Raw genomic sequence first — 23,586 nt, forward strand, 5'->3', positions numbered from 1 at the left:
ATAAGCGATATATTCGCGGTCATGACAAAACCGTGTCCGCCCCGTCCGAAAGCCGTTCCCGAGCCCGCCACATGGGACGCCCGGCTCGCCCGCCGCCTCGTCACGCCGCTCGTCGGCACGCCCGTCACGCCGAATCATCTGACGACCGTTCGCCTCGCCATCGGGCTCGGCGGCGCGTACTACCTTTCGCTCGGCGACTTCTGGCTGTGCTCGCTCGGCGCGCTCCTGATCGCGCTGTCAAATTTCGTCGATCACACCGATGGCGAGCTTGCGCGCATCAGCGGTCAGTCGAGTAAGATCGGACACTTTTACGACCTTGCGTGCGACGCGCTCGTGACCGTGCTGCTCTTCGCCGGCATCGGTTTTTACGTCGCGGTGCATCATCCTTCGTACGCGACGGCCGCGCAGTGGCTCGGCGGCGTGGCGGGCGTCGCGGTCGCGCTCATTTTCTTCCTGCGCATGCGCATCGAGTCGATGGTCGGCAAGTCCGGCACCAAGCAGGCAACGGTCGCCGGCTTCGAAACCGAAGACGTGCTGTATCTGCTGCCGCTCGTGACGGTGCTGAACGGCATGACGCCGTTTCTGATCGCGGCGGCCATCGGCGCGCCGTTGTTCGCGGTGTTCGTCGCGGTGGACTACCGGCGCGTGACGCGCCGCGTGCGCGCCGAAGCCACCGTGCGCGCGAAGGCACAGACAGCACAGACGGCGCACGCCGCGCGCAAGGACGGCAACGATTTTCAGGCGGTGAGATGAGCGATACGGCAACTCCGGTCAACCAGCAACCTCGACAGTCACACGCGGACCACGCGGGCCGCCCGTCGCCACGCGATATCGACGCGACCCTCAACGCGCGCCTCGCCACGTTGCCCACGCCGAGGCTGCACGCGGACTACGAGAAACAAGGCTCCTTCCTCTATCTCGACGACTTCCTTCCGCGCGACTACACCGAACGCCTGATCGCCGCCGTGCACGACGTGATGCCGGCCGTGAACCGCAACTACCTGCCGGGCCACAAGGCGGGCGGCAGCGTGAGCCGTCATACGCTCGACAAGCTCGCGCCGTTCATCGCGGACCTGTACCGCTCGGAGGCGCTCATCAAGTGGCTGGAGGCGGTGAGCGGCGACAAGCTGCAACTCTCGCCCGAAGACGATCCGCACGCCTACGCGCTTTATTTCTACACGCGCCCCGGCGATCACATCGGCTGGCACTACGACACGTCGTACTACAACGGCCGCCGCTACACCATGCTGCTCGGCGTGATCGACGACTCGTCCTGCCGCCTCGACTACGAACTGCACACGCGCACGCCGAACGCGACGCCGCAGCCCGGCTCGGTGCAGTATCCGCCGGGCGCGCTGGTGTTCTTCGACGGCGACAAGCTCCGGCATCGCGTCACGCCGCTCGGCGAAAACGAGATGCGCGTGTCGCTCACGTTCGAGTACGTCACGAACCCGGAGATGCGGCCGTTCCAGCGTTTCATCTCGAACATGAAGGACTCGATCGCGTACTTCGGCTTTAAGCAGGTCTTTCGCCGCAAAGGCGGCAAGAACGGACAGGCATGAGCCGCGCGGGCACGTTTCTGCTGTCGATCGGCGTGGTGTTGTTCATCGCGCTGCTCGGCTGGCAAGGTTTCGGCTCGGTGGCGTCGACGCTCGCCGCCGCGGGCTGGGGCATCTTTGCGGTGGCCGCGTTTCACTTCGCGCCGCTCGTGCTCGACGCGGGCGCGATCAGCGTGCTCTTCTCCCGCAACGAACGCGACGTCACCTTGCGCGACGCGCTGCTCGCGCGCTGGGCGGGCGAATCGGTCAATAGCCTGATGCCCGCCGGACAAATCGGCGGGCCCATGCTGATGGTCCGCCATCTCTCGCAGCGCGGCATGCGCGCGCGCGACGCAGCCGCCGTCATCACCGTGAGCACGACGATGCAGACCGTCGCGCAGCTTCTTTTCGCGCTCGTCGGCGTCGTGCTGCTGACGAGCTACGCGGCGGGCGGCTCGTCGACGGTCGTGTCGATTGCGGTGCTCGCGGTCGTCGCCGTGATCGGCGCGATGATCTTCGGTTTCTATCTCGCGCAGCGGCGCGGTCTCTTCGGCCGCGCGATGCGCTTTGCGTCCGGCATTGCCGCGCGCTTTTCGAAGAAGCGCGACTGGTCGTCGCTCGTCACGCGCGCCGAGGCGGTCGATACGGCCGTTCACGCGCTGTATCGCGAGCGCGGCAAGGTGGCGGCGAGCTTCCGCCTGAGCCTTCTCGGCTGGATCGTCGGCACGGGCGAAGTCTGGATCGTGCTCGATCTGCTCGGGCATCCGGTCGGCTGGACCGAAGCGCTGCTGCTCGAAAGTCTCGGTCAGGCGATTCGCGGCGCGGCGTTCGCCATTCCCGGCTCGCTCGGCGTGCAGGAAGGCGGTTATCTGCTGCTCGCGCGCCTCGTCGGCCTGCCGCCCGAAACGGCGCTGGCGCTCTCGCTCGCCAAGCGCGCCCGCGAGCTCTTGCTCGGCGTGCCGGGCATCGTCTATCTGCATTTCGTTGAAAAAGGCTGGCAGCGCCGTCGTCTTGCGCGCGTGCCGGATATCGACTGATTCACCCTCGAAGGGAACAACAACCATGCGCGCAATTATTCTTGCGGCCGGGATGGGACTGCGTCTTGTTCAGCCCGAAGGCCAGCAAAAGCCGAAATGCCTGCTGCGCTTTGGCGACGCCTCGCTCCTCGAACGCCATCTTCATTATCTGAAGGGCGCGGGTGTCGATGAAATCGTCTTCGTCACCGGCTTCAAGCACGAACAGATCGAGGCCGAACTCGCGTCGATCGACTGGAAGCCGAAGACGGAGATCGTCGTGAACGAGGAATTCACGCTCGGCAGCGTGCTGTCCGTGCATACCGCGCGCGAAGCGATGACGCGCGGCGGCGACGTGCTGCTGATGGACGCCGACGTGCTCTACGATGAGCGCATCATCGAATCGCTGGTCGCGGGCGGCGCCGTGAATCGCCTGCTGATCGACCGCGATTTCGAAGCCGGCGACGAGCCGGTGAAGCTGTGCGTCGAAAACGGCGTGCCGGTGGAACTGCGCAAGCAGGTCGCGGCGGGCCTCGCGTACGACACCATCGGCGAATCGGTCGGTTTCTTCCGCTTCGACGAGAAGACGGCCGCGCGTCTTGCCGATATCGTCGCGGATTATGTCGAAACGGGCCGCGCGAAGATGCCGCACGAAGAAGCGGTGCGCGACCTGCTGCTGGAAAAAGCCCACGTGTTCGATATCGCCGATGTGACCGGCGCGCCGTGGATTGAAATCGACTTTCAGAACGACGTGAAGCGCGCAGCCGACGAAGTGCTGCCGCAGTTGCAACCGCTACGTCAGTTTGCAGGAGCCTCCCAACAATGAACGCACCCCGAACCATTCCCGTCGGCTACTCGCGCACCATGCGCCTGCGCGAGATGCTGCAAAGCAGCCGCCTCGAATTCCTGATGGAAGCGCACAACGGCATCTCGGCGCGCATCGCGAAGGAAGCCGGTTTCAAGGCGATCTGGGGCTCGGGCCTCTCGATCTCCGCGCAGTTCGGCGTGCGCGACAACAACGAAGCGAGCTGGACGCAGGTTGTCGATAACCTCGAATTCATGGCCGACGCGAGCGATCTGCCGATCCTGCTCGACGGCGACACCGGCTACGGCAACTTCAACAACGTGCGCCGGCTGGTGAAGAAGCTGGAGCAGCGCGGCATCGCGGGCGTGTGCATCGAGGACAAGCAGTTCCCGAAGACCAACAGCTTCATCAACGGCGAAGCGCAGCCGCTCGCGGACATCGACGAATTCTGCGGCAAGATCAAGGCCGGCAAGGATTCGCAAAGCGATCCTAACTTCTCGATCGTGGCGCGCGTCGAGGCGCTGATCGCCGGCTGGGGCATGGAGGAGGCGCTCAAGCGCGCCGAGGCGTACCGGCAGGCGGGCGCGGACGCGATTCTGATCCACAGCAAGCTCTCGAAGCCCGACGAAATCCTGACCTTCGCGCGCGAATGGGCCGGGCGCGGTCCGCTCGTGATCGTGCCGACGAAGTATTACAGCACGCCGACCGACGCGTTCCGTCAGGCGGGCATCAGCTGCGTGATCTGGGCGAACCATCTGATTCGCGGCGCCGTTTCCGCGATGCAGGCTATCGCGAAGGAAATTCACGACAGCGAGACGCTCGTCAATGTGGAAGACCGCATCGCGACGGTCAACGAGATTTTCCGGCTGCAAGACGCCGACGAATACTCGGCGGCAGAGAACATCTATCTGACGGCGGCCAACGAAAAGCGCAGCGCGGTCGTGCTGGCGGCGAGCCGCGGCGCGGGCCTCGAAGCCGTGACGGCCGATCGTCCGAAAGTGATGCTGCCGGTCGCGGGCAAGCCGCTTCTGCGCCATCTGGTCGAGGCGTTCAAGAAGGAAGGCATCAATGACATCACGGTGGTCGGCGGCTACCGTGCCGATGCGATCGATATGTCGGGCGTCCGGCTCGTCGTCAACGACAAGCACGCGTCGACGGGCGAACTGGCATCGCTCGCGTGCGCCGCGAAGCACATCACCGGCGACACGGTGCTCTCCTACGGCGACCTGCTGTTTCGCAGCTATATCCTGCGCGATCTCGTCGAATCGCCGAGCGACTTCTGCGTCGTCGTCGATTCGTCGCAGACGCCGCAATCGGGCGCGTCCGCGACGGACTTCGCTTATTGCTCGCAACCCGATGACCGCGCGCTCTTCGGGCAGGAAGTGTGGCTGGAAAGCGTGGTCGGCGCGGGACATGGCCTGACCGAAAACCGCGCGCCGCAAGGCCGCTGGATGGGTCTCATCAATGTACGCAGCGGTGCCCGTGACCGCCTGCTCGCGGTGCTCGCGCAGCTTCAGGCGCGCCCCGACTTCGATACGCTCGACATGGCCGCGCTGCTGAATGCGCTCGTCGCGGCGGGCGAAAAGATCGAAGTGCAGTACGTGCACGGCCACTGGCGCGGCGTGAACGACCTCGACGACTTCCGTCGCGCGGGCGACTTTGCGCACGGTCAAACGCCGATCGGCTCGGAAGGACTGGAGAACGCGCGTGATTGAGGCCGCCCAGTTCGTCGAGGCGGCGCGCGCGCGCGGCTTCGACTGGTATGCGGGCGTGCCGTGCTCGTTTCTCACGCCGTTCATCAACTACGTGCTGCAGGACGAATCGCTGCATTACGTGTCGGCGGCGAACGAAGGCGATGCGGTCGCGCTGATCGCAGGCGTCGCGCTTGGCGCAGGGAACGGCGAGCGCAAACGTCGCGGCATCGCGATGATGCAGAACTCCGGCCTCGGCAACGCAGTGAGCCCGCTGACCTCGCTCACGTGGACGTTCCGGCTGCCGCAGCTTCTGATCGTGACGTGGCGCGGCCAGCCGGGCGTCGCCGACGAGCCGCAGCACGCGCTGATGGGCCCGATCACGCCGCAGATGCTCGACACGATGGAGATTCCGTGGGAGCTTTTCCCGACGGAAGCGGACGCCATCGGTCCGGCGCTCGACCGCGCGACCGAATACATGGACCGCACCGGCCGACCGTATGCGCTCGTGATGCAGAAGGGCAGCGTCGCGCCGTACGAACTGAAGAAGACCGGGCTGTCGGGCGTGCGCTCGTCCGAAGCCTCCGCGCCGGTCGACCGATTCGAAGGCGAGCGCGTGACACGTCATGCCGCGCTCGAGCGGGTGATCGCACGCACGCCTAAGGACTCGACGGTCGTCCTGGCTTCGACCGGCTTCTGCGGCCGCGAGCTGTACGCCATCGACGACCGCGAGAACCAGTTGTATCTCGTCGGCTCCATGGGCTGCGTGACGCCGATGGCGCTCGGCCTCGCGCTGTCGCGTCCGGACCTGACCGTCGTCGCGCTCGACGGCGACGGCGCGGCGCTCATGCGCATGGGCGCGTTTTCGACGCTCGGCGCGTACGGCCCGGCCAACCTCATCCACTTGTTGCTCGACAACGGCGCGCACGAATCGACCGGCGGACAGGCGACCGTGTCGCGCGGCGTCGATTTCGCGTCGATCGCGTCGGCGTGCGGCTATGCGCTCGCGCTCGACGGTGACGACATCGGCGTGATCGACCGCCTCTTCGACGCGCAAGCGCCCGAAGGCGCGCGCTTCGCGCGGCTGTCGATTACCACCGGCACGCCCGCCGACCTGCCGCGCCCGAAGATCACGCCGGAAGACGTGCGCGCGCGTCTGCAACGACACATCGGAGAACGCTGATGCTGCTGCTCAATCCCGGTCCCGTCACGCTGACCGAACGCGTGCGCAACAGCCTGCTGCGGACGGACCTGTGCCATCGCGAGCCGGAGTTCTTCGACTTGCAGGACGAAGCGAGAACGCGGCTCGTCGCGGCATACGAGCTCGATCCCGCGGAGTGGACCGCGGTGCTGATGACCGGTTCCGGCACGGCTGCCGTCGAAAGCATGATCGCGGGCCTCGTGCCGGAAGGCGGGCGGCTGCTCGTCGTGGAAAACGGCGTGTATGGCGACCGCATCGCGCAGATCGCGGCGCAGTACGGCATCGAGCATGACGTGCTGAAGTACGAATGGATGCAGGCGCCGGACACCGACGCGATCATCCACATGATCGACGAGAAGGCGTTCTCGCACGTCGCGATCATTCATCATGAAACGACGACGGGCCGCCTGAATCCGCTCGATGCGCTCTCGCGGGCGTGCGCCGAACGCGGCGTCGGCCTCTTGGTCGATGGCGTGAGCAGCTTCGGCGCGGAAGCGATCGACTTCGACGGCGGCGGTATCGTCGCGGTGGCGGCGACGGCGAACAAGTGCCTGCACGGCGTGCCGGGCGCGGCGTTCGTGATCGCGCGGCGCGACGCGCTGGCGAAGGCCGCGAGCCGCACGTATTACCTCGGCATCGCGCGGCTCGCCAAGTTGCAGGACGCGCGCAACACGCCGTTCACGCCGTCGGTGCATGCGTACTACGCGCTCGTGGAGGCGTTGCGCGAGTTCGAGGACGAAGGCGGCTGGCGCAAGCGCCACGCGCGCTATGCGGCGCTCGCCGAGCAAGTGCGAGCGGGCTTTGCGGCGCTCGGCATCGAAAGCGCTTTGCCGGCGGACGAGTCGTCGGTCGTGCTGCGCGCGTACCGGCTGCCGGCGGGCATCAGCTACGAAACGCTGCACGATGCGCTCAAAGCCAAGGGCTTCGTGATCTACGCGGGGCAGGGCGGCTTGTCGAAGACCTTGTTCCGCATCTCGACGATGGGCGCGCTCGACGCCAGCGACATGGATCGCCTCATCGCATCCGTCGCGGACCTGCTGCGTTGAGCGTAAGCGTCAGGGGCCTTTGCAGAAGATCGCCGTGATGAAGGGCGCGACGTGGTGTACATCCGCGTCGCTGCCCGCTGCGTCGACCTTTTCCTTCACGGCGTCGTCGCTCGCCCAGACGACCACGCCGTAAGCCGAATCCGCGATCGGCTCACCGTTGCCCTGTCGGAAGATCGGATCGTCCTTCTGGTAGCCGACGACCGCATACACCTTGAATCCGTATGCCGTCAGCGTCGCGCCTTTGACCGCCTTGAACGCGTTGACCGAGTTCGGCTCCACGCGCATGGGCTTCTTCTCGATCAATCCGTCCTGCTGAAGCGGCGCGATGAAGTCGTGCGCGGTGGAGTGGCAGTCGAGTTGCGCTTCGATTGCGCGTGCATGCGACGGCGCAGCCGACAGGGCGAGCGCGAGGGATGCGGCTAGGCGAAAGAAAAGCGCGGCGGCCTTCATAACGAATCTTCACGGTGACGGACGAAAGCTTGCACTTTAGCGAGCGCGCAAAATTTGTGCTCGGATCAGCGCTTTCTCGGCATCGCAAAGGAAAACGCCCTTCGTGCGAAGGGCGCTTAATCGACACTCAGGCCGCCAGTTCCAGCGCCGTCGTCCTGCGTCGCTCGCGCTCGTGCACGCGCTTGCCTGCCGCGTAGGTTTCGAACACGGCGCGGTCATCGCCGAGCAGCGCGAACGCGAACAGCAGTTCTTCGAGCGATTCGACGCGCGCCGTGCGCCGGGCGAGCAGCGGCGTCGCGGCCGGATCGAGCACGACGAAATCCGCTTCGCTGCCGGGCGCGAGCGTGCCGATCTTGTCGTCGAGTTCGAGCACTTGCGCGGCGCCCGTCGTCGCGAGCCAGAACATGCGCGTCGCGCTCAGGTGATGCCCCGTCAGACGCGCGACCTTGTGCGCTTCGTTCATCGTCTGGAGCATCGAAAACGAGGTGCCGCCGCCCACATCCGTCGCGAGCGCGACCGGCATCTTTGACGCGCCAGCTTTCTCGAAATCGAACAAACCGCTGCCGAGAAACAGGTTCGACGTCGGGCAATGCGACGCCACCGCGCCCGTTTCGGCCATGCGCTGCCGGTCGGTGTCATCCAGATGAATGCAGTGGCCGTACACCGCGCGCCGCCGCAATAGGCCGTAGTGATCGTAGACGTCCAGATAGCTGCGGTGCCCCGGAAACAGGCGCTCGACCCACTTGATCTCGTCGGTGTTCTCCGCGACGTGCGTCTGAATGAACACATCGCGATGTTGCTGCGCGAGCGCGCCGCACGCTTCCAGTTGCGCTTCGGTCGATGTCGGCGCGAAGCGCGGCGTCAGCGCGTAATGCTGTCGGCCGCGACCGTGCCAGCGCGCGATGAGCTCGGCGCTGTCGTCGTAGCCGGATTGCGCCGTATCACGAAGAAACTCGGGGCAGTTGCGATCCATCAGCACCTTGCCCGCCACCATGCGCAGATTGCGCGCCTCGCTTTCGGTGAAGAACGCATCGGCGGATTGCTTGTGCACCGTGCAGTAGACGAGCGCTGTCGTCGTGCCGCACGCGAGCAGTTCGTCGAGGAAGAAGCTCGCCGTCTCCCGCGCGACGGCCGGATTCTCGAAGCCGCGCTCGGTCGGAAACGTGTACGTGTTGAGCCACGGCAAGAGACCCGGCGCGGGCGACGCGATCATGTCCGTCTGCGGAAAGTGAATGTGCGAGTCGATGAAGCCCGGCACGATCAGCTTGTCGCGCATGGTGTGCACGGTCGCGTCCGCGCCGAGCCTGTCGCGCAGCGACGCATACGCGCCTGCCGCGGCCACTTTGCCGTCCTCGACGATCAACAGGCCGTCGGCCTCGTACACCGCGCCGTCGGCGGCGAGCGCGGGGTCTTCGCGGAAGGTGAGCAACTGGGCGCGGTAGGCGGTCTGAGTCATGGTGCAACGTCTCCGATTTCTAGTGATGTCTACAACTGCGAAAGCAATACGAGCGAGAAGGCCGCGATGATCCACATCGCCGGCTTGATCTCGTTGAAGCGCCCGGTCGCCGACTTGAGCACGACGAACGCGAGAAAGCCGTACGCGACGCCGTCCGTGATCGAGTAGGTCAGCGGAATCAGGATCATCGCGAGGAACGCGGGAATGGCTTCATCGAAGCGATGCCATTCGATTTGCGTGATCGCTTCCATCATGAACACGCCGACGAGCACGAGCGCGGGCGCGGTCGCGATCGCCGGAACGAGCGACAGGAGCGGCGAGAGGAACAGGAATGGCAGGAAGCACAAGCCCGCGACGACGGCGACGAGCCCGGTGCGCCCGCCCGCCGAAATGCCCGCCGCCGATTCGATATAGGCGTTCGCGGGACTCGTGCCGAGCGGCGCTGAAACGAGCGCGGAAAAGGCGTCGACCATCATCGACTGGCGGATGTTGCGCGGGTTGCCGTTCGCGTCGAACAGCTTGCCGGCCTCGGAAATCGCCATGAAGGTGGAGAGCGCGTCGAAGAACGACGTGAAGAGCATCACGAAGATGAACGGCCAGTAGACCACTTTCAGCGCGCCCGTCAGGTCCAGTTGCCAGATGCCCGAGAAGTCCGGCGCGGCGAAAAGGCCGTTCCAGTTCACGAGCGTCTTTGTGGCGATGGCGGCGGGCCAGTACGCGGTGCCGTCGCCCCAGACGCGGCCGATCGGAATGGCGATGATCGTCGTGAACACGATGCCGAGCATCAACGCGCCGGTCACTTTGCGCGCGACCAGAATTGTCGTGACGGCAAGGCCGATCAGGAACGTGATGACCACCGGATTGAGCGAGGCCGAATGCACGATGGTCACCGGATCGCCGACGACGAACTTCGCGTTCACGAGCCCGATCAGGCTGATGAACAGGCCGATGCCGCACGACACCGCATGGCGCAGGTTCGCGGGAATCGCATCGACGACGAGCTTGCGCGCGTTGAACACCGCGAGCACCGCGAAGATCACGCCGGCCCAGAACACGCAGCCGAGCGCCGTTTGCCACGGCATCTTGCCGCCGTGGACCATCACGAAGGCGAAGAGCGCGTTCATGCCCATGCCGGGCGCGACCAGCACGGGGTTGCGCGCGTAGAGGCCCATCGCGCAGCTGCCGAGAAAACTGACGATGACGGTTGCCGTGAGCGCTGCCGGAAACGGCACGCCGGCCTGCGAAAGAATGCCGGGGTTGACGACGATGATGTACATCGCCGTGAGAAAGGTCGTGATGCCCGCGACGATCTCGGTTTTCGTGCGCGAGCCGGCCGCGCGAATGCCGAAGAATCGTTCGAGGGCGGTGGTGTCGCGTTGTGTTGTTGCTGTGGTATCCATCTTTATTGCATTAGTGCGGTTAGTGCTTGGGTTACTGCTTCCAGTACGCGTCGAGGCGCGCGACCATCGCGGCGCGTTCCTCGTCGGTCACGAACGAGGCTTCCAGGCTGTTTTTCAACAGCGTGTAGACCTCCTTGTCCGAGAGCTTCAGCGCATCGACGATGGCGAAGTAGTTGGCGTTGACGTAGCCGCCGAAGTACGCGGGATCGTCCGAATTGATCATCACCGCGACGCCCTGATCCAGCAGGTCTTTCAGCGTGTGCTTCGTCATGTCATCGAACACGCAGAGCTTGATGTTCGAGAGCGGGCACACGGTCAGCGCGATGCGCGCATCCGCGAGACGCGCGACGAGCGCCGCGTCTTCGATGCTGCGCACGCCGTGATCGACGCGATCCACCTTGAGCACATCCAGCGCTTCGTAGACGTACGCGGGCGGACCTTCCTCGCCCGCATGCGCGACGAGCTTCAGCCCGCGTGCGCGCGCCTTCGCGAAGACGCGCTCGAACTTCGACGGCGGATGCCCGCGTTCCGACGAATCCAGCCCGACGCCGATCAGCCGGTGCGCGTACTGGTCGAAAAGCGGCAGCGCGCTTTCATACGTGGCGAGCGCGTCTTCCTCGGAGAGATGACGCAGGAAGCAGAGAATGAGCTTCGACGTGAGGCCGCGTTTCTCGCCTTCGGCGAGCGCGCGCTCGATGCCCGCGACGACCGTTTCGATGGCGACGCCGCGCTCCGTATGCGTTTGCGGATCGAAGAAGATCTCCGCGTGCGTCACGTGGTCGGCGAGCGCGCGCTCGACGTAGGCCATCGTCATGTCGTAGAAATCGGCCTCATGCAGCAGGACGCTCGCGCCCGCGTAGTAGATGTCGAGGAACGACTGCAAGTCGGTGAACGCGTACGCGGCGCGCAGCGCGTCGATGGAGTCGTACGCGAGCTTCACGCCGTTCCTTTCGGCAAGCGCGAAGATCAGTTCGGGTTCGAGCGAGCCTTCTATGTGAATGTGCAGTTCCGCCTTCGGCGCGCGCGCGATCTTGTCGGCGAGTGTGGGATTCATGGGCTTGGGGTTCTTATGTCGATGCTAGGGGCTTCCGCTCGGGGTCAAGCGGTCTGTTGCGACGACGCGGAGAGTTCGGCACGCGCTTCCACCGCCTGCAGCAGTTGGGCGGCTGCTGCGACGGCGATCACTTCGGGCGCTTTATCGACGATGCCGTCGATGCCGATCGGACACACCATTCTCGCGATGCGCGCGGGGTCGATGCCGCGCGCCGCGAGCCGGTGCTCGAACTGCCGGCGCTTCGTGTGCGAGCCGATCATGCCGAAGAACGCGAAGTCGCCGCGCGCGAGAATGCGTTCGGCCAGCACGAGATCCACCGCATGGTTGTGCGTCATGACGATGAAGTACGTGCCCGGCGGCGCGTTGTCGACGGCTTCGTCGGGCGCGTCGTTCGGCTCGATCGTCACGTTGTCCGGCACGAACTGCGCGGCCGGAAACGCGGCGTCGCGCTCGTCGACCCATCGCACATGGCAGGGCAGCGTGGCGAGCACGCGCACGAGCGCGGCGCCCACGTGACCCGCGCCGAACAGCACCACCTGAAAGTCGCGCGGCGCGATGGTTTCGGTGAGCAGCGCGCCGCTCTCGTCGAAGCCGGCGCCGTCCCACAACAGGCAGTCGGCGGTGTCGGCGCCCGGCTCGGGATCGGACAGCATCACGGCGTCGGGCATCGGCGCGAAGGAGACGCTGCGCACCGTCGAAAGCCCGGCCGCCGTGCGTTTGGCGAGCGAAGTCACCCAGTTCAGGTCCGATACGTCGAGCCGCTCGAAGGCGAGCACGACCGCGCCGCCGCAGCACTGGCCGAGGCTCGGACCGAGCGCGAAACGTTCGAGCCGGCGCATGCGCGGGCTGCGCATGCCGTCCTTCAGCACTTGCCGGGCGGTTTCGATCGCCTTCCACTCGAGATGGCCGCCGCCGATGGTGTAGCGGGCATCCTCGCGCGTCACGATCATCTTCGTGCCCGGCTCGCGCGGCGCGGAGCCTTCGACACGCGCGACCGTCACGAGCACGACGGCGTCGCCGTGCGCGAGCAGGTGTTGCAGGTCGTTCAGCCAAAGTTGCATGGATGAGGCTCCGGGAGAGGATCGGGTTATTGCGTCGTCGCAGGCGCTAGTTTACCGGGGCGGCGGACTGAGCCTCGGCGGCGACGGAAGCGAGCGCGTCGAGAATCGCTTCGGGCGTGGCGGGCGCGCGCAGCTTCGGCGCGTCGGGCGCGTCAGGCGAAGCGCCCGCGATGGCCGCGCGGATCGCGAGCAACACCGAAAACGCGAGCAACAGCGGCGGCTCGCCGACCGCCTTGGAGCGGAAGATAGTCGGCTCGACGTTCTCGTTGCCCGCGCCGCGAAAGAGCGCGACGTGGAACGCGGCGGGCGTGTCGTTGACGGCGGGAATCTTGTAGGTGGAAGGCGCGTGCGTCATCAGACGTCCGTCGCGGTTCCACCACAGCTCCTCGGTCGTGAGCCAGCCCATGCCCTGAATGAACCCGCCTTCCACTTGTCCCAGGTCGATGGCCGGATTGATCGAGCGCCCCGCGTCGTGAAGCACGTCGGCCCGCAGCAACTTCCATTCGCCGGTGAGCGTGTCGATTACGACCTCCGACACCGCCGCGCCGTACGCGAAGTAGTAGAACGGATGTCCGGTCAGCGTCTTCGCGTCCCAATGCACTTTGGGCGTCGCGTAGAAGCCGTCGGACCACAACTGCACGCGCGCCAGATACGCCGCCGAGACGAGTTGATCGAACGGCATCTGCCCGCCGTTCGCCTCGACCACGCCGCCGTGAAAGCGCACGTCCGCGGCTGCGCCGCCGAGCTGCTTCGCGGCCAGTTCCGCGAGGCGCTCGCGGATGGTCAGCGCCGCCGCTTCGGCCGCCTTGCCGTTGAGATCGCTTCCGGTGGATGCCGCCGTCGCCGACGTATTCGCGACCTTCGACGTATCGGTGGCCGTCACCCGCACGCGCGCCAGGCCGATGCCGAGCACGCTCGCCACCACTTGCGCGACCTTCGTGTTGAGCCCCTGGCCCATTTCCGTGCCGCCATGATTGACGAGCACCGAGCCGTCCTTGTAGACGTGCACGAGCGCGCCGGCCTGATTCAGAAACGGCACGTTGAACGAGATGCCGAACTTGACTGGCGTGAACGCGATGCCGCGCTTGAGCACGTCGTTCGTCGCGTTGAACGCGGCGATCGCTTGCCGGCGCGCGTGGTAATCGCTGGATGCGATCAAGTCGTCGGTGAGCGGGGCGAGCACGTTGTCCGCGACCGTCTGGCCGTACGGCGTGACGTTGCGCTCGTCGATGCCGTAGTAGTTCGCGCGCCGCACGTCGAGCGGATCGCGCTTCAGCCGATGCGCGATTTCATCGAGCATCACTTCCATCACGAGCGCGCCTTGCGGGCCGCCGAAGCCGCGAAACGCCGTGTTCGACTGCGTGTTCGTCTTGCAGCAGAACGCGCGGATATCGACATCGCTTAAGTAATACGCGTTGTCGAAGTGGCACACGGCGCGCGTCGCCACCGCGCCCGACAAGTCCGCCGAATAGCCGGCCCGCAGCGCGATCTCGACGCGCGCGCCGACGATGCGCCCGTCGTCGTCGAATCCCGCTTCGTATTCGTAGACCGCGTCGTGGCGCTTGCCGGTGATCATGAAGTCGTCGTCGCGATCGGCGCGCAGCTTCACCGGGCGCTTCAGCACATGCGCGGCGAGCGCCGCGACGCACGCGAAAAGCGCCGATTGCGATTCCTTGCCGCCGAAGCCGCCGCCCATGCGCCGGCATTCGCACACGACCGCGTGCGTCGGCCAGTCGAGCATGTGCGCGACGACCTGCTGCATTTCGCTCGGATGCTGCGTCGAGCTGTAGACGAGCATGCCGTCCGATTCCTTCGGCACCGCGTACGCCACCTGGCCTTCGAGATAGAACTGCTCCTGCCCGCCGACCTCGAATTCCCCGGCAATGCGATGCTTCGCGCCCGCGATGCGCGCGTCCGGATCGCCGCGTTTCAGATGCAGCGGCGGCAGCACGAACTGCTTGCGCGCCTTGGCTTCGCGCGGCGTCAGGACGGCTTCGAGCGGCTCGTAGCGCACGACATCGTCGCTTTTGGCGAGCGCGGCGGCGCGGCGCGCCAGATCGTGCGTCTCTGCGATGACCGCGAACACCGGCTGCCCGAGGTACTGCACTTCGTCGGCGGCGAGGATCGGGTCGTCGTGCAGCACCGGGCCGCAGTTGTTCTCGCCGCGAATGTCGGCGGCGGTCAGCACGGCGACCACGCCGGGCGCGGCGCGCACGGCATCGAGATTCATCGAGACGATGCGCGCGTGCGCGTATCGCGACAGCCCGAGCGCCGCGTGCAGCGTGCCGCGCAATTCGCGGATGTCGTCGGTGTAGATCGCCTCGCCGCTCACATGCAGCGCCGCCGATTCGTGCGGCAGCGCGGCGCCCGCAGCGTCGGCGTCCACGTTGGCGGGACGGGCTGCGGCATCCAGTGCGATCGGTTCGCTCGCCTTGTTCATGGCTGCTCCTCGGAGATCGACGCATGCGCGGCGTACGCGAACGCGTTCACTTGGGCCAGCGCGAGCGGCGCGTCGGCGCGCGTCTCCAGATGGAAGCGCCGCAGCAGGTTGCGCGCCACCTTCGCCCGATACGCGCTCGATGCGCGCATGTCGGTGAGCGGCTGGAAGTCGGCGTCGAGCGCGTTCATGGCGGCGCGCACGGTGTCGTCGCTCCATGGCGCGCCGATGAGCGCCGCTTCGGCCTGAGCCGCGCGCTTGGGCGTCGCCGCCATGCCGCCGAACCCAATCCGCGCGCTCGTCACGCGATGGCTGTCGTCCAGCCGGATCGCGAAAGCGGCGCAGACGGCGGAGATGTCCTGATCGTAGCGCTTCGCCACCTTGTACGTCCGGAACCGCAAGTCCGAGCCCGGGCGCGGCACGCGGATCGCCGCGACGAATTCGCCCGGCTGAAGCGCGGTCTTCTGATACGCGAGGTAGAACGCGTCGAGCGGCATCGTGCGCGTCTTGTCGCCGTGTTGGAGCACGAGTTCGGCGTTCAGCGCGATGAGCGCGGGCATCGAATCGCCGATCGGCGAGCCGTTCGCGATGTTCCCGCCGAGCGTGCCGGCATTGCGGATCGGGCGCGACGCGAAGCGCGTCCATAGCTCGGCGAGCTCGGGGTAATCGGCGGTGAGCGCGGCGTACGCATCTTCGAGCGATGCCGCCGCGCCGATCGTCAGCGTCTGCGCGTCGCGCTCAATGCGCTTCAGTTCCTCGACGTTGCCAATGAACAGAATGTCGCCGAGATCGCGAAACTGCTTGGTGATCCACAGGCCGATATCCGTGCTGCCGGCGAGCAGCCGCGCGTCCGGGTTCGCTGCGCGAAGGCGGGCGAATTCGGCGCGCGTGACGGGCGCAAGAAACGCCGACATGCCGAAGGCTTCGCCGCGCGCGTCCGGCGCGCGGTACTCGAGCGTCTGCGTGCGGCGCAGGCCGGCGAGCGTCGCGCGGATCGCATCGCGGTCGAAGGCCGGCGGCGGGTAGTCGAACATGCGCTCGGCGGCATCGATGATCGGCCGGTAGCCGGTGCAGCGGCACAGATTCCCGGAAATGGCGGCGGCGATCTCGTCGCGCGAGGGCGGGCCGGCATCGCGCGGATGGGCGTGATACAGCGCCCAGAGCGACATGACGAAGCCCGGCGTGCAGAAGCCGCATTGCGAGCCGTGGCAATCGACGAGCGCCTGCTGCACCGGGTGCAGCGCGCCGTCGGCGCCGCGCAGGTCTTCGACGGTGAACAACGCGCGCGAATCGAGCGTCGGCAGAAGCTGGATGCACGCGTTGACGGCCTTGAGCGCGAGCTCGCCGGCTGAATCGAGTTCGCCGACGACCACGGTGCAGGCGCCGCAATCGCCTTCGGCGCAGCCTTCTTTCGTGCCGGTGCAGTCGTTCGCGCGCAGATGCTGAAGCACGGTGCGCGTGGCGGGCGTATCGGCGATGTCGCGGACGGCGCCGCGGTGCAGGAAGCGGATGGTGTGCGTTGTCATGAGCCGGGCAGGGACATTGCGGACCAGGCGCGCGTTACGCGGTTTCCGCCCGCATCCCGAAGTTCGGGCATGCAGCGCGGACTGCGCGCACGTAGATCGCCATCCAGCCTCGACCATAGCACCGCAATATCCCAAAAATATTTTTGGGATCGTATTCAGATTATGCGGAAGCGGTGATGCGGGGAAGTGAAATGCGAGAGAAAGGCAAGACGCGCGGGACGCAAACGCCCGCGCCGAACGCAGTTAGAGCGCCGCCGCCCGCGTTTTGCGCCTCGACCGGAGGCTCAACGCAACCAGCGCGAAGATGATGGCGAACGCGACCAGCGACCACTGCGGCAGCGAGAGCCCGAGAATCGGCGGATAAGCGCTCTCGCAAAGCCCCGCCACCTTGAAGACTTGCGGCAGCCAGCGCGCGGGCGGCAGGCTGTCGACGACGGGTTGCAACGCATCGAAGCCGCAGCTAAAGCCGGGATTCGCCTGAATGTAGACGTGCCGCGCGGCCGTGGCCAGCCCGCCGAGCGCCGAAAGCGCGACGAGCGCCTCCAGCAGCGCGACGCCGCGCCAGCCGTTGAAGCCCGCGCCGAGAAACGCGAACACCGCAATCAGCACGAAGAAATAGCGCTGGATGATGCAAAGCGGACAGGGGTCTTCGCCACGGAAGAACTGCAGATACAGCGCCCCCGCGACGAGCCCGAGACATACGAAGCCCAGCAGCGTCAGAAGCCGCCGCTCGCGGCGCAGCGCGCGGTCGTCCTCGTGCATCGTGAATTGATGTAAATGGTTGTTCATTATTTCGCAACGTTTCGAGAAGGAAGCACCTGACCGGGCCGGCATCGCGCAGGAATTCTAGCGCGATCGCCCGGCGCGAAACACAGCCGCGTTTTTCGTGAACGATGCGGCGTGTCAGCGCGTCGTCTCCAGCACGGCTTCGACCGCGCGGCCGATGGACAGCAGCGTGTCGTCGGCGTTCGGCGCGCCCGCGAGCATGAGGCCGACCGGCGCCTCGCCGCGCCGGTGGCACGGCAGCGACAGCGCGCAGGCATCGAGAAAATTGAAGGTCGTCGGGTTGCGCAGCACGAGCGCGTTGGTGCGCGCGAAGCGGTCGTCGTCGGCTTCAAGATCGGCGATGCGCGGCGGCAGCACGGGCACCGTCGGGCAGAGGATGGCGTCGAAGCGTTGCCAGAGCGTCGTGCGCGCGGCCTCGATCATCGCGGCGCGCGCCTCGCACAGTTCGATATAGTCCGCGGCGCTCGCGGTTTCCGCGCGCATCAGACGCGCGAGCACGCGCGGATCGTATTCGCCGGCATGCTCGGCAATCAGCTTGCGATGCCACGCGTACGCCTCGATCGCCACCAGCCCGAAGCGGTTGATCTCGGGCAGACGGTCGAGCGGCGCGAAGCGCACGTCTTCCACCAGCGCGCCCGCGGCGGCGAGATGATCGACGGCCGCCTGCACGGCCTGCGCGACAGGCGCTTCCACGCCGTCCGTCACGTAATTCGTGAGCACGCCGAGGCGCACGCCGTCGAGCGGGCGGGTGGCGGGCACGTCCGGCTCGCGCCCCGCGAGAATGCGATCGACGAGCGCGCAACACGCGACCGTCGCGCCGATCGGCCCGAACGAATCCAGCGTCCTGGAAAGCGGCACGCCGCCTTGCTTCGGAATGCGGCTCGCGGTCGGCTTGAAGCCGGTCAGGCCGCAGAACGCGGCGGGAATGCGCAGCGAACCGCCGGTATCGGTGCCGAGCGCGACGGCGGCCATGCCGTCCGCGACCGATGCCGCCGCGCCCGACGACGATCCGCCCGCAATGCGCGCGTCGTCCGGCACGTTCGCACGGTACGGCGAGCGCGGCGTCCCATAGTGCGGATTCAGGCCGAGCCCCGAAAACGCGAACTCGCTCATGTTCGTGCGTCCGACGATCACCGCGCCCGCGCGGCGCAGGCGCGCCACCGTGACGGCATCGGCGCGGGCGGGCTCGGCGTTCCCGAGCACGCGCGATCCGGCGCGCGTCACCTGACCTTCGACATCGAAAAGATCTTTCACGGACACCGGAATGCCCGCGAGCGGCGAGAGCACCGTGCCGGCGCGGCGCAGCGCGTCGTGGGCGTCGGCGGCGGCGCGGGCGTGTTCGGCATCGACCTGAAGGAACACGGTCGAGCCCTGGCCGTCGGGATCGGCGATCCGTTCCAGCGCGGTCTCGACGAGCGCGCGGCTCGTCGTGCGGCCGCACTTCAATTCTGCGGCGAGGAGGGCTAGCGGGGGGAACTGCGGCGAAGTGGTCGGCATGGCATCGAGCAGTGGCGTTGCCGGCGGCGGCGCAGGCGAAGCGTGCGGCGGGCTTCGTTCATCGTGCCGGCGGCGGTCCGATGCGGGCGGGGGCGCGACGCATCGGCGGTGAAAGGGCGGGCGGTCGTGGCGAACTGAAGCCGGACGCCCAGGGTGGCTGTCATTCTAAGCCAGCGCAGTAAGAAATACGCCACCCCGACGCCACCACGACGCGACGTTGACGCGATGGCTGCGACGAGTCGCCCGCTTAGATGGTCCGCGAGAAGCGCCGGAGGCTGGCCTGTCCCAGATAGCGGTCGAACACCGACGCGACGTTGCGCACGAGCATTCGTCCGGCAGGCAGCACGCGAATGGCGTCCGGCGTGATGTCGATGAGGCCGTCGTCGGCCATCGGCGCGAGGCGCGCGAGTTCCGCCGCGAAGGCGTCGCCAAAGACGATGCCGTGTTCCCGCTCGATGTCGGCAAACCGCAGGACGCCGCCGCACATGAGCCGCATGATGACGTCGCGGCGCAAGAGGTCGTCGGCGGAAAGGCGAACGCCGCGCCGGATCGCGAAGCGCCCGCCGTCGATGGCGGCTGCGTAGTCGGCGAGATCGCGCGCGTTTTGCGCATAGACGTTGCCGACCTTGCCGATGGACGACGCGCCGATGCCGATCAGATCGCAGTCCGCATGCGTGCTGTAGCCCTGAAAGTTGCGCTGGAGCGTGCCGGCCTCAAAGGCGCGGGCGAGTTCGTCGCCGGGCAGCGCGAAATGGTCCATGCCGATGTAGACGTAGCCCGCATCGCTCATCCGCTCGATCACGCGCTCCAGAATGGCGAGCCGCACGGCGGCCGAAGGCAGCGCCGCTTCGTCGATCTGACGCTGCATCTTGAAGAGCGCGGGCATGTGCGCATAGCCGAACACGGAGACGCGGTCCGGCGCGAGCGCGATGATCGAATCCAGCGTGCGCGTGAAGCTCTCGACGCTCTGATGCGGCAAGCCGTAGATCAGATCGACGCTCACCGACTCGAAGCCGTGCTCGCGCGCCGCGTGCATCACGTCCTCGGTCATCGCGCGCGGCTGGATGCGGTTGACGGCCCGCTGCACGCGGTCGTCGAAGTCCTGCACGCCGAGACTCAACCGGTTGAAGCCGAGTTCGCGCAGCACCGCGATGGTTTCGGCGGACGCTTCGCGCGGATCGACTTCGATCGAATATTCGGCGCGCGCATCGGGCACGAGGTTGAAATGCTCGGCGGTGGCGGCCATGAGCTCGGCCATCTCGTCGTGCGAGAGGAAAGTCGGCGTGCCGCCGCCCCAATGAAGCTGCGTGACGGGGCGGCGAGTATCGAAGCACGCGGCCTGCATCGCGAGTTCGCGCTTCATGCGGTCGAGATACGGGCGGGCGTGCGCGCGATTCTTCGTCGCGACCTTGTTGCAGCCGCAATAGAAGCAGACGGTGTCGCAGAACGGAATGTGGAAGTACAGCGACAGATCCGCCGATGCGCCGCCTCGGCGTGCGGCTTCGTAGTAGTGCGCGGGATCGAACGATTCCGTGAACTGGACGGCCGTGGGGTAGGACGTGTAGCGCGGGCCGTGCGCGTCGTAACGCGCGAGCAGGTCCGGGCGAAAAATAGTGTCGGCGAGAGTCATGGGCAGCCTTCGAGTTGCGGCGATCTTACGCGGGCGCGTGCGCGCGCGCCTTGCGTGATAACGTCGCAGCCGCTTTGGCCTGGCATGGGAGAATGGAGGATCGTCCGCTGTCTCGTTTTTGCCATGTCAATTCCGTCTTCGTCCCCTCATGCCTGCCGCGAACGATGCGGCGCGTGCTGCATCGCGCCGTCCATCACGAGCGCCATTCCCGGCATGCCCAACGGCAAGCGCGCGGGCGAGCGGTGCGTCCAGCTCGACGATGACCTGCGCTGCAAGATCTTCGGCGATCCGCGCCGGCCCGCGTGTTGCGGCGGCCTGCAGCCGTCCGCCGAGATGTGCGGCGAGACGCGCGAGCACGCCGTTCAGTGGCTCACGCGGCTCGAAATCGACACGCAACCGCAATGAACTTCGTTTGTCCAAGCACCGTCACGACATCTAGTAGAGGAGATTCCCGCATGCCACGACCCGTCGCGCCGCTCAGGCGCCGGTTGCTGCTGGGCGCGCTCGCCGCGTGGCCGGCACTCGCGCTCGTATCGACGGCGCATGCCGCATCCATCTTTCCGTTTATTCCGGACCACTACACATTTTCGCAAAAGCAGGTGCAGGAAGCGGTCGCGCGCAAGTTTCCGCTGGAACGCACCGCGCGGCAGATTTTCGATGTCGTGCTGAGCAATCCTGTGGTCGGCATGGCGGCGGACCGCAATCGCGTGACGGTGCGCGTGGACGCGCGGCTGTCCACGCCTTTCATGCCGAACCCGGTGAACGGCGCATTCACGTTGTCGACGCAACTGGCCTACGACGCCCCGAGCCGCTCCGTCGTGCTCGTCTCGCCGACAGTTGACGACTCGCAGCTAACCGGCGACGCTGCCCAGTACAACCAACAAATCGCGGCGGCCGGCGCGCTGCTCGCCGCGCAATTGCTCGACCGCTATCCGATCTACACGTTCAAGCCGGAAGAGCTGCAATTTGCGGGCGTGTCTTACGAACCCGGTACAATCACAGTCCTTACAAACGGCATACGCGTTCAGATTGTCGAGAAGTGATTCGAAATCTCGGCGCGCAGTGCTCCACACCTGCAGCAAAAAAGCGAACAAGGGCTGACGGATGGACTGGATTCTGATGGTGAAGGCGCTCGTGCTGGGCGTCGTGGAAGGCTTGACGGAGTTTCTGCCGGTGTCGAGCACGGGGCACTTGATCGTCGCGGGCAGTCTGCTCAATTTCACCGACGCGCAAGCCAAGACGTTCGATGTCGTCATTCAGTTCGGCGCGATCCTCGCGATCTGCTGGGAATACCGCGGCAAGATCGGCTCCGTGGTAGGCGGCCTCGGCAGCCGTCCGGACGCGCGGCGTTTTGCGATCAACGTCATCATCGCGACGATTCCGGCCATCGTCTTGGGCCTCTTGCTCGAAAAGAAGATCAAGTCGGTGCTGTTCTCGCCGGTGCCGGTGTCGGTCGCGCTGATCGTCGGCGGGATCGTGATTTTGTGGGCGGAGGCGCGTCAGCGCGATCGCGGGGCGCCGCCACGCGTGCATTCGGTCGATGACCTCTCGTACGCCGATGCGCTGAAAGTCGGCCTCGCGCAATGCCTCGCGCTGATTCCCGGCACCTCGCGTTCGGGCGCGACGATCATCGGCGGCATGCTGTTCGGGCTGGAGCGCCGCGCGGCCACCGAATTCTCGTTCTTCCTCGCCATTCCGATCATCTTCGGCGCGACGCTCTACGAGATGGCCAAGTACTGGCGCGCGCTCACTGTGAACGACCTCGGGCTCTTTGCCGTCGGGCTCGTATCGGCGTTCGTGAGCGCCTTTATCTGCGTGCGATGGCTGCTCCGTTACGTCGCCTCGCACGACTTCACGGCATTCGCGTGGTATCGCATCGGCTTCGGGCTGCTGATTCTGATCGTCGGCTATAGCGGCGGGTTGAGCTGGGCGGACTGATCCGGCTTGATTGCCGCACAAACGACAACGCCACGGCTAGCCGTGGCGTTGTCGTTTGTCAGCGCGACTTACTTGCGGCGAAAGAGCAGATCCCAGACGCCGTGTCCGAGCCGCAAGCCGCGGCGCTCGAACTTCGTCACCGGCCGGTAATCCGGACGCGGCGCGTAGCCGTCCGCCGTATTTTCGAGCGTCGGTTCCGCCGAAAACACGTCGAGCATCTGCTCCGCGTAGTTCTGCCAGTCGGTCGCGAGATGCAGGTAGCCGCCCGGCTTCACGCGCGAGCTCAGGAGCGAGACGAACTTCGGCTGGATGAGCCGGCGCTTGTGGTGCCGCGCCTTGTGCCACGGATCGGGAAAGTAGATGTGCACGCCGTCGAGACTCGCGGGCGCGATCATGTGTTCGAGCACCTCGACCGCGTCGTGCTGGAGGATGCGGATGTTGCCGAGCTGCTGCTCGCCGATCAGCTTCAACAGCGCGCCGACGCCCGGCTCATGCACTTCGACGCCGATGAAGTCGTCGCCGGGGCGCGCGGCCGCGATTTCCGCCGTCGTCGCGCCCATGCCGAAGCCGATCTCCAGCACGCGCGGCGCCTGCCGGCCGAAGAGGGCGTCCCAGTCGGCGAGTTCCGGCGCGTACGGCACGACAAAGCGCGGACCCAGTTCGTCCATCGCGCGTTGTTGGCCCGGCGAAACGCGGCCCGCGCGCGTCACGAAACTGCGAATGCGCCGATGATGCAGCGGCTGCGATGCCGCACTCTCGGTACGCTCACCGGCGGCATGCGCGTCGTCATCGTGGGAATCGTGGGATTGGTCGTTCATGGCGGGATCGGAAGGCGAAGAAGCGTCGCGCGGAAACTAAAAAGCCGCCTCGCTGTATGGAAGGCGGCTTTCGCTTGTTTGCTGCTTATTTGCTGCTTATGTGTTGCTCGTGAATCTGGAGCGGGCGATGGGAATCGAACCCACGTCAGTAGCTTGGGAAGCTACGGTAATAGCCATTATACGACGCCCGCGTGAGCCGACTATTGTAAGCGCAACGCGCGCCGCCGCGCAATCGCGGG

The 23,586-nt window shown here is 66.4% G+C and carries 21 protein-coding genes and 1 tRNA gene; 10 read left to right on the forward strand and 12 right to left on the reverse strand.

Going from position 1 to position 23,586, the window contains the following annotated elements; translation table 11 throughout:
• The first annotated feature begins 21 nt into the window (after positions 1–21).
• From NCR34_RS04410 to NCR34_RS04440, 7 genes are read left to right on the forward strand one after another with little or no spacing between them, the layout of a single operon-like run.
• On the forward strand, positions 22–753 hold the full coding sequence (locus NCR34_RS04410; protein WP_248321626.1) for a CDP-alcohol phosphatidyltransferase family protein: 732 nt from the start codon (positions 22–24) through the stop codon (positions 751–753).
• On the forward strand, positions 750–1,562 hold the full coding sequence (locus NCR34_RS04415) for a HalD/BesD family halogenase (protein ID WP_248321627.1): 813 nt from the start codon (positions 750–752) through the stop codon (positions 1,560–1,562). The genes NCR34_RS04410 and NCR34_RS04415 overlap by 4 nt, the downstream gene beginning before the upstream one ends.
• Entirely contained in the window at positions 1,559–2,575 is a 1,017-nt protein-coding gene (locus NCR34_RS04420; RefSeq protein ID WP_250499170.1) for a flippase-like domain-containing protein, read from the forward strand. Before NCR34_RS04415 ends, NCR34_RS04420 begins: the two co-directional genes overlap by 4 nt.
• Positions 2,576–2,600: 25 nt before the next feature.
• Positions 2,601–3,377, forward strand: a complete 777-nt coding sequence (locus tag NCR34_RS04425; RefSeq protein WP_250499171.1) for a phosphocholine cytidylyltransferase family protein — start codon at positions 2,601–2,603, stop codon at positions 3,375–3,377.
• The gene (gene aepX / locus NCR34_RS04430) at positions 3,374–5,071 is read left to right on the forward strand and encodes a phosphoenolpyruvate mutase (RefSeq protein WP_250499172.1); all 1,698 of its coding nucleotides are present in this window, start codon (positions 3,374–3,376) and stop codon (positions 5,069–5,071) included. Before NCR34_RS04425 ends, aepX begins: the two co-directional genes overlap by 4 nt.
• Complete coding sequence (gene aepY / locus NCR34_RS04435; RefSeq protein ID WP_250499173.1) at positions 5,064–6,230, forward strand: phosphonopyruvate decarboxylase; 1,167 nt, start codon at positions 5,064–5,066, stop codon at positions 6,228–6,230. The genes aepX and aepY overlap by 8 nt, the downstream gene beginning before the upstream one ends.
• On the forward strand, positions 6,230–7,294 hold the full coding sequence (locus NCR34_RS04440) for a 2-aminoethylphosphonate aminotransferase (protein ID WP_250499174.1): 1,065 nt from the start codon (positions 6,230–6,232) through the stop codon (positions 7,292–7,294). The genes aepY and NCR34_RS04440 overlap by 1 nt, the downstream gene beginning before the upstream one ends.
• A gap of 9 nt (positions 7,295–7,303) precedes the next feature.
• Here the strand turns inward: NCR34_RS04440 and NCR34_RS04445 are convergent, their stop codons facing one another.
• The 10 genes from NCR34_RS04445 to hemN all read right to left on the reverse strand — a co-directional run bounded on the left by NCR34_RS04445 (position 7,304) and on the right by hemN (position 20,591).
• A complete protein-coding gene (locus NCR34_RS04445) occupies positions 7,304–7,744 on the reverse strand; it encodes a hypothetical protein (protein WP_250499175.1) in 441 nt (146 codons plus the stop codon).
• Positions 7,745–7,871: 127 nt separating this feature from the next.
• On the reverse strand, positions 7,872–9,200 hold the full coding sequence (gene guaD, locus NCR34_RS04450; RefSeq protein ID WP_250499176.1) for a guanine deaminase: 1,329 nt from the start codon (positions 9,198–9,200) through the stop codon (positions 7,872–7,874).
• Between the two features lie 29 nt (positions 9,201–9,229).
• A complete protein-coding gene (locus NCR34_RS04455; RefSeq protein WP_175939775.1) occupies positions 9,230–10,600 on the reverse strand; it encodes an NCS2 family permease in 1,371 nt (456 codons plus the stop codon).
• A gap of 31 nt (positions 10,601–10,631) precedes the next feature.
• Complete coding sequence (locus NCR34_RS04460) at positions 10,632–11,654, reverse strand: adenosine deaminase (RefSeq protein ID WP_250499177.1); 1,023 nt, start codon at positions 11,652–11,654, stop codon at positions 10,632–10,634.
• 44 nt (positions 11,655–11,698) lie between these two features.
• The gene (xdhC, locus tag NCR34_RS04465; protein WP_250499178.1) at positions 11,699–12,715 is read right to left on the reverse strand and encodes a xanthine dehydrogenase accessory protein XdhC; all 1,017 of its coding nucleotides are present in this window, start codon (positions 12,713–12,715) and stop codon (positions 11,699–11,701) included.
• Between the two features lie 46 nt (positions 12,716–12,761).
• Positions 12,762–15,155 carry a xanthine dehydrogenase molybdopterin binding subunit gene (gene xdhB / locus NCR34_RS04470; protein WP_250499179.1) on the reverse strand — a complete coding sequence of 798 codons (2,394 nt, stop codon included), beginning with the start codon at positions 15,153–15,155 and terminating at the stop codon, positions 12,762–12,764.
• Positions 15,152–16,678: a xanthine dehydrogenase small subunit gene (gene xdhA / locus NCR34_RS04475; protein ID WP_250499180.1), complete on the reverse strand. Its 1,527-nt coding sequence runs from the start codon at positions 16,676–16,678 to the stop codon at positions 15,152–15,154. The genes xdhB and xdhA overlap by 4 nt, the downstream gene beginning before the upstream one ends.
• A 243-nt stretch (positions 16,679–16,921) precedes the next feature.
• Complete coding sequence (locus NCR34_RS04480) at positions 16,922–17,440, reverse strand: disulfide bond formation protein B (RefSeq protein WP_250499257.1); 519 nt, start codon at positions 17,438–17,440, stop codon at positions 16,922–16,924.
• A gap of 141 nt (positions 17,441–17,581) precedes the next feature.
• Positions 17,582–18,961, reverse strand: coding sequence for an amidase (locus NCR34_RS04485; RefSeq protein ID WP_250499181.1), 1,380 nt, complete (start codon positions 18,959–18,961; stop codon positions 17,582–17,584).
• 247 nt (positions 18,962–19,208) lie between these two features.
• The gene (gene hemN / locus NCR34_RS04490; protein ID WP_250499182.1) at positions 19,209–20,591 is read right to left on the reverse strand and encodes an oxygen-independent coproporphyrinogen III oxidase; all 1,383 of its coding nucleotides are present in this window, start codon (positions 20,589–20,591) and stop codon (positions 19,209–19,211) included.
• Positions 20,592–20,714: 123 nt separating this feature from the next.
• Between hemN and NCR34_RS04495 the strand changes: the two genes are divergently transcribed.
• From NCR34_RS04495 to NCR34_RS04505, 3 genes are all read left to right on the forward strand, one after another.
• Positions 20,715–20,996, forward strand: a complete 282-nt coding sequence (locus NCR34_RS04495) for a YkgJ family cysteine cluster protein (RefSeq protein ID WP_250499183.1) — start codon at positions 20,715–20,717, stop codon at positions 20,994–20,996.
• Between the two features lie 50 nt (positions 20,997–21,046).
• Positions 21,047–21,634, forward strand: coding sequence for a DUF1439 domain-containing protein (locus NCR34_RS04500; RefSeq protein WP_250499184.1), 588 nt, complete (start codon positions 21,047–21,049; stop codon positions 21,632–21,634).
• Positions 21,635–21,695: 61 nt separating this feature from the next.
• Positions 21,696–22,529, forward strand: coding sequence for an undecaprenyl-diphosphate phosphatase (locus tag NCR34_RS04505; RefSeq protein ID WP_250499185.1), 834 nt, complete (start codon positions 21,696–21,698; stop codon positions 22,527–22,529).
• Positions 22,530–22,597: 68 nt separating this feature from the next.
• On the opposite strand, the gene trmB is transcribed toward NCR34_RS04505, so the two are convergent.
• Both trmB and NCR34_RS04515 read right to left on the reverse strand, forming a co-directional pair.
• Complete coding sequence (gene trmB / locus NCR34_RS04510) at positions 22,598–23,347, reverse strand: tRNA (guanosine(46)-N7)-methyltransferase TrmB (RefSeq protein ID WP_250499186.1); 750 nt, start codon at positions 23,345–23,347, stop codon at positions 22,598–22,600.
• A 116-nt stretch (positions 23,348–23,463) separates the two neighbouring features.
• Positions 23,464–23,538 (reverse strand) — tRNA-Gly (locus NCR34_RS04515).
• Positions 23,539–23,586 lie beyond the last annotated feature (48 nt).

This window comes from Caballeronia sp. GAWG1-5s-s (assembly GCF_023631445.1).
In the GTDB taxonomy this organism is placed as follows: Bacteria; Pseudomonadota; Gammaproteobacteria; order Burkholderiales; family Burkholderiaceae; genus Caballeronia.

Excerpts from the sequence above, each read along its gene's own strand:
- NCR34_RS04500 (WP_250499184.1), top strand. The coding sequence starts at position 21,047 with ATGCCACGACCCGTCGCGCCGCTCAGGCGCCGGTTGCTGCTGGGCGCG.
- NCR34_RS04460 (WP_250499177.1), bottom strand. The coding sequence starts at position 11,654 with ATGAATCCCACACTCGCCGACAAGATCGCGCGCGCGCCGAAGGCGGAA.
- NCR34_RS04495 (WP_250499183.1), top strand. The coding sequence starts at position 20,715 with ATGTCAATTCCGTCTTCGTCCCCTCATGCCTGCCGCGAACGATGCGGC.
- NCR34_RS04480 (WP_250499257.1), bottom strand. The coding sequence starts at position 17,440 with ATGCACGAGGACGACCGCGCGCTGCGCCGCGAGCGGCGGCTTCTGACG.
- NCR34_RS04440 (WP_250499174.1), top strand. The coding sequence starts at position 6,230 with ATGCTGCTGCTCAATCCCGGTCCCGTCACGCTGACCGAACGCGTGCGC.
- NCR34_RS04505 (WP_250499185.1), top strand. The coding sequence starts at position 21,696 with ATGGACTGGATTCTGATGGTGAAGGCGCTCGTGCTGGGCGTCGTGGAA.
- NCR34_RS04445 (WP_250499175.1), bottom strand. The coding sequence starts at position 7,744 with ATGAAGGCCGCCGCGCTTTTCTTTCGCCTAGCCGCATCCCTCGCGCTC.
- aepX (WP_250499172.1), top strand. The coding sequence starts at position 3,374 with ATGAACGCACCCCGAACCATTCCCGTCGGCTACTCGCGCACCATGCGC.
- trmB (WP_250499186.1), bottom strand. The coding sequence starts at position 23,347 with ATGAACGACCAATCCCACGATTCCCACGATGACGACGCGCATGCCGCC.
- xdhB (WP_250499179.1), bottom strand. The coding sequence starts at position 15,155 with ATGAACAAGGCGAGCGAACCGATCGCACTGGATGCCGCAGCCCGTCCC.
- NCR34_RS04415 (WP_248321627.1), top strand. The coding sequence starts at position 750 with ATGAGCGATACGGCAACTCCGGTCAACCAGCAACCTCGACAGTCACAC.
- xdhC (WP_250499178.1), bottom strand. The coding sequence starts at position 12,715 with ATGCAACTTTGGCTGAACGACCTGCAACACCTGCTCGCGCACGGCGAC.
- NCR34_RS04485 (WP_250499181.1), bottom strand. The coding sequence starts at position 18,961 with ATGCCGACCACTTCGCCGCAGTTCCCCCCGCTAGCCCTCCTCGCCGCA.
- hemN (WP_250499182.1), bottom strand. The coding sequence starts at position 20,591 with ATGACTCTCGCCGACACTATTTTTCGCCCGGACCTGCTCGCGCGTTAC.
- xdhA (WP_250499180.1), bottom strand. The coding sequence starts at position 16,678 with ATGACAACGCACACCATCCGCTTCCTGCACCGCGGCGCCGTCCGCGAC.
- NCR34_RS04410 (WP_248321626.1), top strand. The coding sequence starts at position 22 with ATGACAAAACCGTGTCCGCCCCGTCCGAAAGCCGTTCCCGAGCCCGCC.
- NCR34_RS04420 (WP_250499170.1), top strand. The coding sequence starts at position 1,559 with ATGAGCCGCGCGGGCACGTTTCTGCTGTCGATCGGCGTGGTGTTGTTC.
- NCR34_RS04455 (WP_175939775.1), bottom strand. The coding sequence starts at position 10,600 with ATGGATACCACAGCAACAACACAACGCGACACCACCGCCCTCGAACGA.
- NCR34_RS04425 (WP_250499171.1), top strand. The coding sequence starts at position 2,601 with ATGCGCGCAATTATTCTTGCGGCCGGGATGGGACTGCGTCTTGTTCAG.
- guaD (WP_250499176.1), bottom strand. The coding sequence starts at position 9,200 with ATGACTCAGACCGCCTACCGCGCCCAGTTGCTCACCTTCCGCGAAGAC.